Here is a 12,348-nt window from a genome sequence, read left to right as displayed (position 1 = left end):
CGTCCTGAGCCAGGATCAAACTCTCCAAAGAATTTGATATAGCTCTTAAATTGACGAAGCTTGCGCTTCATTCAAAAATTGTAAAACTTATTTTTGCCTCATCGTTCAGTTTTCAAAGTTCGTCTGCCGCTCTTGGCGACTTCATTAATCTATCACGTTTTGATTGTTTTCGTCAACAACTTTTTCACAAATTGTTTTTCTGAAATAATCTTTTGCCGTGACAACGTTTATAACTATAATCTCTATTTACCACTTCGTCAATACAAAAAACAATAAAAACTAAAAAAGATTTACCTCCCATCAACATGATGAAAAGTAAACCTTCTGCTTTGTATTAATCGAGACGGACATAGCCCGTCTTCTCAACTAACGTCTGCCCATCCTCGCTTTCGAGCCATTTTAGAAATTCTTCATATCGCTCTGCCTTCTCTTCCGTAGTCACCGCATAAAATTCAGAAGCCAGTGGATACGATCCATCCTGAATCGTTTCAACGGTCGGTTCGATTCCATCTATACGAAGTAACTTGATTTCATGGTCATGCACCATTTCTGTCGCATAGTATCTAAATGAAAATCCAATCGCATTTTTATGGTTCCGATACGATGAAGTTTGTTGAATGATTCCACCCATCCCTTCAGGAACATCTTCTACCGGCGCCTCCATGAGCTTTTGTTCGCCCATCATCTTTTGTAACGCCGTTTGACTGCCACTATCCTCCGGTCGTTGAAAAGCACGAATGGATTCCGAGTCCCCTCCGACCTCTTCCCAATTCCGAATGTCTCCTGAATAAATCCCCCGAACTTGTTCCATCGTCAAAGAATCGACCGGGTTATCTTCATGGACGAAGAACACAAATGCTTCCCTTCCAATCGCCGTCATATGTAAAGAAACGTTTTTTTGTTTCGCAACCTTCAATTGACGGTCAGATGGACCAGCGACGAAAATCAAGTCGGTCTGATCGTTCATCAGTCGGCTATACGCTTCCGGTGTTGTCGTCGACACGACTTTACTCGTTTGATCATTATATGGATCATACGTTTCCGAGTCCGGATAAACTGCTTCCACGAATGAAGCGTACATCGGATAGAGCGCTGTCGCTCCATCTAATCGCGGCAAACCTTCCTCAAACTTCACCAAAGCCTCGTGATCGAGTCTCGCCAATTGTTCTGAATCCGTGAACGGCTGATAATCCATCAACTCCACACCGCGTTCCTCAATCTTCAAACTATCTTGATACATATAATATCCTTTCACAGAAGCGAAGAGGATAGCACCGACTAACGCACCCCAGCCGAGAACTTTTCGAATCTTTTGTTTTGAAAAGGACGAAAAATCATAGAGTCCCATACATATGATTAGTAGAACGGCCATATACCATATCGTCCAAATAATCGGTCGCCCAAGTGTGATGGGGTCTCCCATCGTAAAAAGGGCGACAAAGACAGAAATCACAACCGTGACAAATAAAATAAAGACGGTTCCCACGCTAAATTTCAATAGTTTCATATAACTGATTTTCTCCTCATTGTTCCTATGAAAGGGAAGTTAAGCAATCTCATAAAGCACTGCCTCTACCCCGACCCCTTTCGTCGGTCTCGTGACCGTTCGAACATACCCTTTTTTCACTAAAAAACCAATGATGCTTCCAAGGTCGACACGGAGCTCATTCAAATTCGGATGTTCCATCAATTCTGAGAACGTCCACGCTCCGCCTTTCTCCTGCATCGTCTGAAGTAATAACAACGTCCCCGGCAACACTTTCGATTGAATCAAATGTTCCATGCCAATGACGACAAGGTGGATGCGCTGTTCAAGCGATTCTTGTCCTCCGACCAATTCATCGTGCAGCTTATAAATTTCGAGGTCAATGGCTCGTACCTGTTCCCACAATACGATTTCCGGATGAATCCCCGCCTCAAGAATCGAGAGGCGTGCCAGGTGAGTGAGCGCATGATGAATCTGAGTGAAGGCGTCTTGGAACTCCCCTTCTAAAAATAGATAACGTCCGTCTTCAAACCGACGCAACAACTTTGCGAAAGAGATTGAGAGTTGTAAACGTTGTTCCCGATTCGTTAAATTACGGTTGCGCTGTCGTAACTCTAAAATGTACTCATTTCGTTCGAACAAGACGATTCCGTCTTCAATCCAATGAATGGCTCGCCGATTTTCATTCAAGACAATCCACCGATCCATCATCGAGTCACTGACTACGTGCAGGACAATTTTTTCTTGACCGACCTGATAGTGTTTCACCGTCCAAAACGGTTCTGGTTTTGCTTCAATCACAATGAGCAGGCGATCCGATTGATCCGTCAACGGATCACGTGCCCGCTTTTTCTTCACTTCAATAATCCCGAGTGTCGTTTTTAATGCAGCATATTCTGAATAAATGGTGCGAGTCGCATATTCCATCGTCATCTGGACCCCTTCTCTCCCAATCGCAAGTTGACTATATATGACGATTGTCATTTTCGATACGAACCAATTTCGCCCTCTTTTCAAAAAACTCCTGCCGAAAAAGTGCAGGAACTTCTCACTCGTTTGAAGATGAGCTATTATAGAGACAGACTATTGGAGGGATTCACTCATGAAAAAACGGGGGAACAAAATCAACCGCGCACGTAATATAGCATTACTTCTTATCTTCGGTGGGATTGGGGTCATGTATCTCGGCCTTCTCGCCAAATCCATCACCTGGCTCATGATTATTTTCATGCTTCTCGGATTTGTCATGGTACTTGCGAGCTCTGCCCTTTACTTCATCGTCGGGATGGCCTCGACAAAAGCCATCATCGTGACTTGTCCGAACTGTGAAAAAGAGACGAAGATGCTCGGACGCGTCGACTTATGTATGCATTGCGACGAACCGCTCACAATCGACCGCTCACTTGAAGGTAAAGAGTTCGATGAGAAATACAACAAACGTCAGTCACAACAAACGGACTAACACAAAAACCACATCCGAGCAGTCGGATGTGGTTTTTTAATGTGTTTGCGATTGTTCAGACTGACAAGACGGGCACGTTCCGTACACTTCAAGACGGTGACGATCAACTTTGAATCCAGTCAATTGAGATGCAACCGATTCGATTTCATCTAATACAGGATAGTTAAAGTCGACGACTTTTCCACACGTATCACAGATGATGTGATAGTGCTTCGACGTCACAAAGTCAAAACGACTCGAGGCGTCCCCATAGTTCATCTCTTGAACGAGACCCACTTCTTTAAAAACGCGCAAGTTGTTATATACAGTGGCCACACTCATATTTGGAAACCGTGCGGCAAGTGCCTTATAAATGTCATCCGCTGTCGGGTGACTATGCTCCGTGACGAGGTACTCCAAAATGGCCTGGCGCTGAGGCGTCATTCTGACTCCATGTTCTCGGAGCGACTGAACAGCATGGTCAAGCATTTCGCTTCCCACGTCAATCCCTCATTTCTTCTATAAAATTCATGCGAAATAGTTTTGGACATTAACTTATTTCTTACATAGTAATCTTTATAAATAGTGTACTGATTTCTCAACTACTCGTCAAACACTGAGCTTATGCGGTTGACGGCTATGATACAATAAGTGCGAATTTGAATAAGGAGGCAATACATATGACTACTTCATCAAATCGTCAGTCATCCGATGCATTATACCAAGATGCACTCACTCACATCGTCGGAGGTGTCAACAGTCCATCCCGCTCATTTAAAGCAGTTGGTGGCGGCGCCCCCGTTTATATGGAACGCGGCGAAGGGGCCTATTTTTATGATGTAGACGGGAATCGCTACATCGATTATTTGGCAGCGTACGGTCCAATCATTACCGGTCACGCCCATCCACATATTCATGAAGCGCTCGTCAATGCTTCTTTAAAAGGCTTACTTTACGGGACACCTCATCGTCTCGAAGTCGAGTTTGCGAAGAAACTAAAACAAGCCATCCCTTCGATGGATAAAGTACGATTCACGAACTCGGGGACGGAAGCCGTCATGACGACAGTACGAGTCGCCCGTGCTTACACCGGTCGTGAACTCGTTGTGAAATTCAGCGGTTGTTATCACGGTCATTCGGATCTCATGCTGATTGCAGCAGGTAGTGGTCCAGCGACGCTCGGTTCTCCGGACTCTGCAGGTGTAACAAAAGCCACTGCCAAAGAAGTCATCACCGTCCCGTTCAACGACGTCGAAGCGTATCGCGAGATGATGAAAGAATGGGGAGACCAGGTCGCTTGTGTGCTCGTCGAACCGATTGTCGGGAACTTCGGAATCGTTGAACCGAAGCCAGGTTTCCTCCAAGCTGTCAACGACATCACACATGAACACGGCGCACTCGTCATCTATGATGAAGTCATCACGGCGTTCCGTTTCACATACGGAAGTGCCCAACAAGTGTATGGCATCGAACCAGATATGACGGCACTTGGTAAAATCATCGGTGGTGGTCTACCGATCGGCGCTTACGGCGGGAAGGCTGAAATCATGGAGACGGTCGCCCCACTCGGACCTGCATATCAAGCCGGCACGATGGCCGGTAACCCGGCCTCGATGGCGACAGGAATCGCTTGCCTGGAAGTGCTCGAGCAACCTGGTGTCTATGAGAAATTAGACGCACTCGGTGCGAAACTGGAAGCCGGCATCCGCGAGGCGGCAGAAAAGCATGATGTCACGATCACGCTCAACCGCTTAAAGGGGGCACTCACCGTTTACTTCACGGATGAAATCGTCACCGACTATGAAGGTGCGGAAAAGTCAGATGGTGAGAAGTTCGGACGCTTCTTCAAGTTGATGCTTGAGAATGGCGTGAACTTGGCTCCATCAAAATATGAAGCCTGGTTCTTGACGACAGAGCATACGGAACAAGATATCGAAAAGACAATCGAAGCGGTAAATCGCTCGTTTGCTCAATTGTAAGAAGGAGATGCGCAAGCATCTCTTTTTTTCGTCTAAAAGGGGACATCTTCAAAAAAAGTGTCTCTTTTTACTGAGTACCGTCCCCCATTACAGTAGAACCAAGGAGGTGCTCACCATATGAAATTTAATGATTTTCCATTAAATGTCCGCTTACGACTCGTTTGCGGATTTTGCATTCGAATCGTCGGATCAGCCATTTTCCCATTCATGGCACTCTATTTCTCAGAAGAGTTGGGGAAAGTCCCCGCTGGTATCATCATGACCTCATTCGTTATCGTCGGTTACTTGACCGGTCTATTCGGTGGATACTTTTCCGATCGGTTCAATCGGAAGGTTGTCTTACAGATTGGTCAGGTGATTCAAATCATCTGTTTTCTTGGGATGACCATCGCCATTCACCCATCGAATAACTGGGCACTCGTCGTCGCCATCCTCTACTTCGGACATGCCGTTTCGAACGGATTGAACTATCCGGCACTTGAGGCAATCGTCATCGACTCCATGGAAGAATCGAATCGAAAAGCCATCTACGTGTATGACTACTGGCTCGTCAACTTGGCTATCGCCGGAGGCGTCATGCTCGGCGGTGCCTTCTATCGCGACCATCGTTTCGCTCTCTTTATCGGTATGACGGTCATTCTCACTGTGACCACCATCGTCCTTCAACGCTATTTGGTCGACACATACACCGGCAATCGTTCAACACCGTCAAACCCGATTCATGGCGTCATCGAAAACTATAAAATCGCATTACGTGACCGCCGTTGGATCACATTCGTATTTGGAAGTATGCTCGTCTTTTCGACCGAGTTTCATATGGCGAACTACATCGGTGTCCATTTAGCAGAGTCATTCGAAAGTCGTCAAATTCTCGGGATACCTTTTGACGGGGTACGCATGATGGCGTTTATGCAACTAGAGAACACCTTGCTCGTCGTCGCCATCACGTTTGCGGTCACCGCTTTCGTCAAACGTTTCAAAGAGAAGACCGTGTTTTTCATTGGCTTATCGTTATATATCACAGCATACGCCGCCATTACCTCGATGAACTCCTTTATCGTCCTGGCCACACTCGCAATCATCTTCACAATCGGCGAACTCCTCTACTCTCCAATTCGGCAAGTGAAACAGGTTGACCTCCTCGATCCTGAACGCCGGGCTTCCTACCTTGCGTTCGGCGGGCTCACATTCCATGGAGCCAAGTTGGTTGCTGCGGCAGGAATTGTCGTCGGCGCGTTCATCGGTCCGGTCTTGATGAGCGGTTACATGTTTGTCTTCGGTGCCCTCGGTGCTTACTTGTATTATGTATCGCTCTACAAGATGCAACCTGCTCGCCAACTCGCTGCTTGACGTTTAACATGAAGACAAAACGGTAAAACATTACGATGAAGGAGGCGAAGTACTTGCCTGCGATTGTTTTATTTGATGGCGATTGCAACTTCTGTGATGCCAGTGTTCAGTTCATCATTCGTCATGATCGACACGCCTCGATTCACTTTGCTTCGCTCCAAAGCGAGGTCGGTCAGTCGCTCCGAGCACGACACCGGATCCCGGAATCAGTCGACAGCATCGTCTATATTGAGGAAGGGGTTCCTTACTTAAAATCAGACGCTGCGATTCGAATTGCCGAACACCTTGATGGCCGTTGGCGCCTGCTTCGACTCATTCGTTTCATACCTAGACCGATTCGTGATCATGGATATGCGTTATTCGCCAAACATCGGACACGTCTATTTGGAAAGAAGGAAGTGTGCACACTCCCTTCCCCGGATGTTCGTAAACGATTTTTAGACCGCTAAAAAAGTCGAGCCATTAATGGACTCGACTTTTTTATTATTCGACTACGGCTAAATCTTGAATCATATACAGGTCGTAATACGCCCCGCGACGACGCATCAACTCTTCATGCGTTCCCGTCTCCATGATTTGACCGTTATCCACGACGACGATTTGATCGGCGTCCGTAATGGTCGACAAGCGATGGGCAACGATTAACGTCGTCCGTCCTTTCGTCAGACGGGCCAGCGAGTCTTGAATCATCGCTTCACTTTCTAAATCAAGCGCACTCGTCGCCTCGTCTAAAATTAAGATCGGTGGATTCTTCAAGAAGACGCGTGCAATCGCAAGCCGCTGCTTCTGTCCACCAGACAGTTTGACACCTTTCTCCCCGACCGGTGTCGCATATCCGTCCTGTAGTTTCGAGATGAACTCATGGGCGTTCGCTGCCTTGGCCGCCGCGATGACTTCCTCATCCGTCGCATCCGGTTTCCCCATCCGAATATTCATGGCGACCGATTCGCTGAAGAGGACCGAATCCTGCATGACCATCCCAATCTGGTCGCGGAGTGCACGTAATTTGAAATCACGCACATCGATGCCGTCGATTTTGATGCTTCCATCCGTCACGTCATAGAAACGCGGAATCAAACTGACGAGTGTCGATTTCCCTCCACCGGACATTCCGACAAACGCCACGCGTTCACCAGAGCGGATTTGAAGGTTCACATCGTTCAACGCTCTTGTCCCGTCCTGTTCATACGAAAAACTCACATGCTCAAGGTCGATTTTACCTGCTGTCGACAACGGGACGAACCCGTTCGATTTCTCTTCGATATCATATGTTTCATCCAAAAACTCAAAGACACGGTCCATCGATGCGACCGACTGCGTGAGTGTCGTCGCCGAGTTGACGAGACGACCGAGCGGTGCATAGAGTCGGTCGATGTACGCGATGAACGCGACGAGCGTCCCGAGCGATACCGCTTCTTGAATGACGAGCCACGATGCCGTCGTGAAGATGAGGATTGGCGCGATGTCGGTGATGGTCGATACGACGACATACGTCTTGGCGTTCCAACTCGTATGTTTAAGTGCCGCGTTGAGGAAACCACCATTCTGTTGTTCAAATGCCTTATTCTCATATGGCTCTAGCGCAAAACTCCGAATGACCGCCATCCCGTTGACACGCTCTGTCAAATGCCCTTGTAAATCAGCGAGTGCCGCCGACCGTTCACGCGTCAAACGACGCAACCGCCCATAGAAATAGCGGACTGCGATCGCATAAAACGGAAGTGGTAAAATCGCAATCAACGTGAGTTGCGGGTCAATCGTATACATGATCCCGATGGCGATAAGAATGGTGACCATGTCGAGCCAAATATTCATCAGCCCGGTGATGACGAAGTCTTTCGTCTGTTCGACGTCATTGATGATCCTTGAAATGATTTGTCCCGTCTTATTGTTTGAATAATAGCGGAGTGACAACTTTTGGACGTGGTCGAATAACCGGTTCCGCACATCGAACAAGACACGCGTTGCGGCCCACTGCGCCAAATATTGACGCAAGTATTCGATCGGTGGCTTGAGGACCAAGAAGACGAAGAAAACGATGCTGAACAACCAGACGAGCGTCGTGTAGTCCTGCTTCGGCGCATCGTCCGTCAAATAGTTATCGATGACATATCTATAAAGTAACGGTAATCCGAGCGGGATGGAAAACTTCAAAATCCCGACGAAAATGGTAAGGGCAATTTGTTTCTTATACGGACGAACAAACTGCAAATAACGTTTAATACTACCCATAATGCCTCCTGACTTAAGAAAAAAAGCGGAGATGAGGAATCATCTCCGGTAACGTGCTTCGTATTCGCGATACCATTCATCGACGAATGTTGGGTTGAACGGCCCTTTCCGTCCTCGAATCCAGTTGATCAGTTCTTGCACGTTCTGCTTCAAGATTCGATCAATCGCTTTCGGATAATTCATCTCGCGACGATGCCGCTCATATTCATCTTCATCTAAAATCGTGTACGACATATCCGGGAACACCTTGATGTCCAAATCGTAATCGATATATTTGATGGCACGTTCATCCCCATCAAATGTAGTCGGCGAACCTAGATTACAGTAGTAGTAAATCCCGTCTTCGCGAATCATACAGATGACATTGAACCAATACTCAGATGAAAAGTAGCAAATTGCCGGCTCTCGCGTTCTCCATTGCCGACCGTCTGACTCGCTGACCATGATGCGATCATTGAATCCGATCATATCCGTTTTTGACGACTGAAGGACGAGCGTTTCTTCCCAAACGCGATGCAAAGTTCCGTTGTGCTTGTAGCTCTGTATCTCGATTTTGCTACCTGCTTTGGGAAATAAGCTCATAAGCTCCTCCTTTCCGCTGTGATGCTATACAATTCTCATATTTAATTATAGCGACTTTCAGAACCAATGAAAAAGGAAATCTCTTATTTTCATGAATTTAGTGTTTTTTGGAAGGCCCGCGCCCGTTCTTGGAACATCGGACGAAGCACGAAATACTCGACGAGTATGTTCGGAACATAGCTATCGAACGTTACTTCATCGATCATGACCGCCTTACCATCACGCGACTCAACCCGATGCACGTGTGTGAACCGCTTGAACGGAAACGGTAACGTCTTTCCTTGATCGCAGAATGCTTGGTTTCCCACCACGGTGATGGCACTGGTCCATGGCAGTTCCACCGGACCGACCCCAACGAACAACTTCACTTCATTCCCTTCGACCGAGGCGCCGTCCCCCTCTAAGCGTACTTTAGGAAACTTTGTCAGCTTCGTCAAAAGCGAGGCATCCTGTAACAAATCCCAAAGCACATCTACCGTCGTATCATATGTCGACTCTACATCAAATCGTCTCACGTTCGCCACCTGCCAATCGTTCTAATTTTTGTTGAGCAACAGAAACCGTCTTCAACTCGCGTTCCGAAGCGTCTAGCCAGACGACGTCATCCGTCGGAAGCGTATCGACACGATATAAATCGATATACCAAACGATATGAGAGAAGACATGCTTCACTTGCCCGAGATACGTTCCGTTAAGTTGTTCCCCCGTTCCTCGATCCATAAGCGGATATTGCCACATCCCAGCAAGTAACCCCTTATCCGCTCGTTGTTCGTAGGCAACTTTTCCATCTTTCTCGATGCACAGTGCGTCATACATTTCGATACGTGCTGCTCCCTTCTTCGTTTTGACCGGCAGCTCATCTTGTACATGATGCGCATATGCATAACATGTGTCTTGCACGGGACAGAGCGAGCACATCGGATTTTTCGGTGTGCAGACCGTAGCACCCAACTCCATCACACCCTCGTTAAAATCGGATGCGTGAGTCGGGTCCATCAATCGACGAACGACTTGTTCGAAGATTTTGCGTGTCTTCGGCAGTGCGATGTCGTCATAGATCCCGAATTGACGGGACATCACGCGCATGACGTTTCCATCCACAGCCGGCTCCGGTTGATTGTACGCAATCGATAGTACGGCCCCCGTCGTATATGGTCCGACCCCTTTCAGTTTCTCGAAACGTTCCTTCTCCTCCGGGACAATCCCCTCGTAAACAGAAGCGACTTCTTTGACCGCTTCGTGTAAGTTCCGGACGCGAGAATAGTAACCGAGCCCTTCCCAATACTTTACGACCTCATCCGTGTCAGCAGCTGCGAGATCTTCGAGCGTCGGAAAGCGATCCATGAACCGGTTGTAATATGGGATGACCGTATCGACTCGTGTCTGTTGCAACATGACCTCACTCACCCACACGCGGTAAGGATTTTTCGCATGACGCCAAGGTAAATCACGCTTTTCGCGATTGAACCACGTGACGAGTCCCTCGTTGAAATGGTGAATATTATAATTTGTGAACAATTTATCAAGATTAAGCATTGTGTTTCCCCTCGTTTTAAAAATATTGTATGATAAATAAAAATAGATGACGTAATTCTTTCATTATTGATGGAGGTGCTGACGCACATTGGATACTGCGACACACATTGGTATGGGACTTGGATTAAGTGCCATCGCGACGCTCAGCCCGGAAGTGTCAGGTGATGCACAACTGTTTTTAGCGATGACAGCCACGGCTCTCGTCGGCTCGCACGCACCAGACTTCGACACCGTCTTTAAGTTAAAAGGAAATAGTACGTATTTACGCCAGCATCGTGGTCGTTCACATGGAATCACTGCGCTCCTTGCTTGGCCAATCATTGTCAGCGCCGTCATCGGGACGGTCCTCGGCGTCAATCCTGCCTCCCTATGGGTCATGGCACAAATCGCCGTGTTGCTTCATGTCACGGTCGACTTATTTAATGCCTACGGGACGCAAGCGCTACAACCTTTTTCGAAAAAATGGATCGGCTGGGGCGTAATCGGGACGTTTGATCCGTACTTGTTCTCCGCTTATTACGGTGCATATGCATTATGGATGATAACGGGTGCGACTGTCCCTATTTTTGCACTGCTCATTGCGCTTGTCATCAGTTACTATGCCATTCAGTTTAAATTACGTAACCGCGCGCTCGCTACCGTAGCGAGACACTTTGCAGGGGCACATGAATTGTTCATCTCTCCAGGAATCGGTTGGGATGACTGGCATGTCGCTGTCCGTTTCCGTGATGGTCTCGGAGCCGTAAAAGTAAAAAAAGGCAAAGTCATCGAATGTGGTCGCTTCCGCGACAAACCGATGCCAGGAGAAGAAGATCTCCATTTCGTAGAGGCTCGGAAAAATGCAGACTTACAGGCGTTCCTCGAGTTTTCTAAAATTCACACGTACACCGTGACACGTCATAACGGGATGATCGAATACCGCTTTACAAACTTGCGTTATTTCTCTAAAAACATGTATCCGTTCGTTGCGGTCGTCATCGTCGACGAGCAGACGAATGACGTGTTGTCATCCTTTACAGGTTGGGTGTTTAGCGAAGACAGTCTGCAGAAAAAATTGGTATACGAACAATAAAAAGTCGCTCACCTGAGCGACTTTTCTTATTCCTCCGATTCAGTGAATTGGAGCTCGAACTCGAATTTGACTTTCTTATCGACGAGAACACCGCCCGCCTCAAGCGCTTGGTTCCACGTTAATCCATAGTCCTCACGGTTGAGCGACCCTTCTCCGGAGAAGGCGTGTTTCGTGTTGCCCCATGGGTCTTTGGCGCTCCCTTCATACTCCACTTCGAACGTCTCTTCCCGAGTCGTTCCTCGAATCGTTAAATCCCCTGTCACTTCGAATTCTCCGCCCCCTTTTGAACGGAAAGAAGTTGAATGAAAGACGAGATGCGGATGTTCCTCGGCATTGAAGAAATCGCCTGAACGAAGGTGGTTATCCCGATCTGTGTTATTGGTGTCAATCGATGCTGCCTGAATCGTCACTTTCACACTCGCATTCGCTAGATCGCTCGGCTCACCGTTCGCCTTAATATCAAATTCTTCGAATTCGCCCTTCACCTTGGAAATCATCATGTGCTTGACCGTGAACGTGATCGAACTATGCGCCGGGTCAATTTGATATGTCTTAGCCATCGTGACTCACTCCTTATGGATAAATTAATGTGTACAATCTAGTCATTTCCACAAATCTTGAGTTCAAAACGTTTTTACAAAAGATTGACAAATTATTGTCGAAAAATTTT

Annotated in this window: 13 protein-coding genes; 5 read left to right on the top strand and 8 right to left on the bottom strand. The window is 47.3% G+C overall.

Annotated features, from left to right (window positions below):
* Nucleotides 1-334: 334 nt before the first annotated feature.
* Nucleotides 335-1,507: a substrate-binding domain-containing protein gene (locus tag KNO65_RS13645; RefSeq protein WP_214784836.1), complete on the bottom strand. Its 1,173-nt coding sequence runs from the start codon at nucleotides 1,505-1,507 to the stop codon at nucleotides 335-337.
* Nucleotides 1,508-1,546: 39 nt separating this feature from the next.
* Complete coding sequence (locus tag KNO65_RS13640) at nucleotides 1,547-2,419, bottom strand: nucleotidyltransferase-like protein (protein WP_078147894.1); 873 nt, start codon at nucleotides 2,417-2,419, stop codon at nucleotides 1,547-1,549.
* A 169-nt stretch (nucleotides 2,420-2,588) separates the two neighbouring features.
* On the opposite strand from KNO65_RS13640, the gene KNO65_RS13635 reads away from it, so the two are divergent.
* Entirely contained in the window at nucleotides 2,589-2,948 is a 360-nt protein-coding gene (locus KNO65_RS13635; RefSeq protein WP_031421140.1) for a YgzB family protein, read from the top strand.
* A gap of 36 nt (nucleotides 2,949-2,984) precedes the next feature.
* Here KNO65_RS13635 and perR read toward each other — a convergent pair whose 3' ends face one another.
* Nucleotides 2,985-3,416 (bottom strand): peroxide-responsive transcriptional repressor PerR, encoded by a 432-nt coding sequence (gene perR, locus KNO65_RS13630; protein WP_031421138.1) that lies wholly within the window; start codon nucleotides 3,414-3,416, stop codon nucleotides 2,985-2,987.
* A 191-nt stretch (nucleotides 3,417-3,607) separates the two neighbouring features.
* Between perR and KNO65_RS13625 the strand changes: the two genes are divergently transcribed.
* From KNO65_RS13625 to KNO65_RS13615, 3 genes are all read left to right on the top strand, one after another.
* The gene (locus KNO65_RS13625; protein WP_214784834.1) at nucleotides 3,608-4,906 is read left to right on the top strand and encodes a glutamate-1-semialdehyde 2,1-aminomutase; all 1,299 of its coding nucleotides are present in this window, start codon (nucleotides 3,608-3,610) and stop codon (nucleotides 4,904-4,906) included.
* A 117-nt stretch (nucleotides 4,907-5,023) separates the two neighbouring features.
* Nucleotides 5,024-6,256, top strand: coding sequence for an MFS transporter (locus KNO65_RS13620; protein ID WP_214784832.1), 1,233 nt, complete (start codon nucleotides 5,024-5,026; stop codon nucleotides 6,254-6,256).
* A gap of 53 nt (nucleotides 6,257-6,309) precedes the next feature.
* Nucleotides 6,310-6,705: a thiol-disulfide oxidoreductase DCC family protein gene (locus tag KNO65_RS13615; RefSeq protein ID WP_214784830.1), complete on the top strand. Its 396-nt coding sequence runs from the start codon at nucleotides 6,310-6,312 to the stop codon at nucleotides 6,703-6,705.
* Between the two features lie 34 nt (nucleotides 6,706-6,739).
* Here KNO65_RS13615 and KNO65_RS13610 read toward each other — a convergent pair whose 3' ends face one another.
* The 4 genes from KNO65_RS13610 to mutY all read right to left on the bottom strand — a co-directional run bounded on the left by KNO65_RS13610 (nucleotide 6,740) and on the right by mutY (nucleotide 10,606).
* Nucleotides 6,740-8,488 (bottom strand): ABC transporter ATP-binding protein, encoded by a 1,749-nt coding sequence (locus KNO65_RS13610; protein ID WP_214784828.1) that lies wholly within the window; start codon nucleotides 8,486-8,488, stop codon nucleotides 6,740-6,742.
* A gap of 39 nt (nucleotides 8,489-8,527) precedes the next feature.
* Nucleotides 8,528-9,070, bottom strand: coding sequence for a nucleoside tri-diphosphate phosphatase (ntdP, locus tag KNO65_RS13605; protein ID WP_015880896.1), 543 nt, complete (start codon nucleotides 9,068-9,070; stop codon nucleotides 8,528-8,530).
* Nucleotides 9,071-9,159: 89 nt separating this feature from the next.
* On the bottom strand, nucleotides 9,160-9,585 hold the full coding sequence (locus KNO65_RS13600; protein ID WP_214784826.1) for a hypothetical protein: 426 nt from the start codon (nucleotides 9,583-9,585) through the stop codon (nucleotides 9,160-9,162).
* Nucleotides 9,572-10,606 (bottom strand): A/G-specific adenine glycosylase, encoded by a 1,035-nt coding sequence (gene mutY, locus KNO65_RS13595; RefSeq protein ID WP_214784824.1) that lies wholly within the window; start codon nucleotides 10,604-10,606, stop codon nucleotides 9,572-9,574. Before mutY ends, KNO65_RS13600 begins: the two co-directional genes overlap by 14 nt.
* Before the next feature lie 88 nt (nucleotides 10,607-10,694).
* On the opposite strand from mutY, the gene KNO65_RS13590 reads away from it, so the two are divergent.
* Nucleotides 10,695-11,678 carry a metal-dependent hydrolase gene (locus KNO65_RS13590; protein WP_015880893.1) on the top strand — a complete coding sequence of 328 codons (984 nt, stop codon included), beginning with the start codon at nucleotides 10,695-10,697 and terminating at the stop codon, nucleotides 11,676-11,678.
* Nucleotides 11,679-11,704: 26 nt separating this feature from the next.
* Here KNO65_RS13590 and KNO65_RS13585 read toward each other — a convergent pair whose 3' ends face one another.
* On the bottom strand, nucleotides 11,705-12,238 hold the full coding sequence (locus KNO65_RS13585; protein ID WP_214784822.1) for a YceI family protein: 534 nt from the start codon (nucleotides 12,236-12,238) through the stop codon (nucleotides 11,705-11,707).
* Between the last annotated feature and the right edge of the window lie 110 nt (nucleotides 12,239-12,348).

The organism is Exiguobacterium sp. S3 (assembly GCF_018617295.1).
In the GTDB taxonomy this organism is placed as follows: Bacteria; Bacillota; Bacilli; order Exiguobacteriales; family Exiguobacteriaceae; genus Exiguobacterium; species Exiguobacterium profundum.
Note: the sequence above shows the minus strand (reverse complement) of the source record. Positions and strands in the feature narration are given on the sequence as shown.